This window comes from Pseudomonas sp. P7758 (genome assembly GCF_013386485.1).
Taxonomy (GTDB): domain Bacteria; phylum Pseudomonadota; class Gammaproteobacteria; order Pseudomonadales; family Pseudomonadaceae; genus Aquipseudomonas.
The window spans coordinates 1-1,255 of record NZ_JACARS010000223.1; the positions used below are offsets into that span (position 1 = coordinate 1).

The 1,255-nt window shown below is 64.8% G+C and carries 1 protein-coding gene; it reads left to right on the top strand.

Annotation, left to right across the window (positions count from 1 at the left end; genetic code table 11):
• Window positions 1–1,255, top strand: a 1,255-nt coding sequence (locus tag HX873_RS30840) for an FUSC family protein (RefSeq protein WP_177123740.1), incomplete at both ends; no start/stop codon positions are given.

The window sequence follows — 1,255 nt, forward strand, 5'->3', positions numbered from 1 at the left end:
GCCTGCGCGGTCGCAGCGAGCGCGAAGGCTTTGAACGCAGCAACGTGCGCTTTATCGCCGAAGCCGTGGGCCTGGAAGGGCTGCGCAGCATCACCGTGTTCGAAGACCCGCACATGCGTCGGCGCAATGGCCGGCTGACGCGCTTGAACAGCGAGTTCATGGGCATCACCACGCGCTTCAACGCCTTGCACCAATTGCTCGAGCGCCTGCGCAGCCAGGAGGCCGATCACGTGGTGGCTGCGATCAAGCCGGGCCTGCAAGACCTGGCGGAACTGCTCGACGGTTTTTCCGGCCGTGCGCTCACCAGCCCCGATGCGGCGCGCCTGGCCAATCAGTTGAACGCCTACAAGGAAGGCCTGCCCGCCAAGGTGCGCAGCCTGCGCACCCGCTTCCAGGAAAGCGCCCCCAGCGACGCCGAACTGTTGGACTTTCACACCGCCTATGAGCTGCTGTACCGCTTCGTCGACGACTTGCACAACTACGCCCAGACCCACGCCTCCCTGGCGGATCACAGCCACGAGCGCGAACACTGGGACGAACCCTACACCCCCAAAACCAACTGGCTGGCCTGCGCCGCCTCGGGGATTCGCGCCTCGTTTATCCTGATCGTGCTCGGCAGTTACTGGGTGGCCACGGCCTGGCCCAGTGGCGCCACCATGACCCTGATCGCCGCGGCGACGGTGGGTTTGTCGGCCGCCACCCCCAACCCCAAGCGCATGGCCTTTCAAATGGCTTGCGGCACCTTGATCGGGGCGCTGGTGGGCTTTGTCGAAATGTTCTTCGTGTTCCCCTGGATCGACGGTTTCCCGTTGCTGTGCGTGATGCTCGCGCCGGTGATCATCTTCGGTTCGTTCCTGGCTTCGCGCCCGCAGTACGCGGGAGTCGGCGTCGGGTTGCTGATCTTCTTCAGCACCGGCTCGGTGCCGGACAACCTCACGATCTACAACCCCTACACCTTCATCAACGACTACATCGCCATGGTCATCGGCATGCTGGTGTGTGCGGCGGCGGGCGCGATCATCCTGCCGCCCAACAGCCGCTGGTTGTGGCGTCGGCTGGAGCAGGACTTGCGCGAGCAAGTGGTGTTCGCCATCAGCGGCAAACTCAAGGGCCTGGCGTCGGGTTTCGAAAGCCGCACCCGCGACCTGCTGCACCAGGCCTACGGCTTTGCCGCCGGGCAACCCCAGGTGCAACGCAACCTGCTGCGCTGGATGTTCGTGGTGCTGGAAGTCGGCCACGCGATCATCGAGTTGCG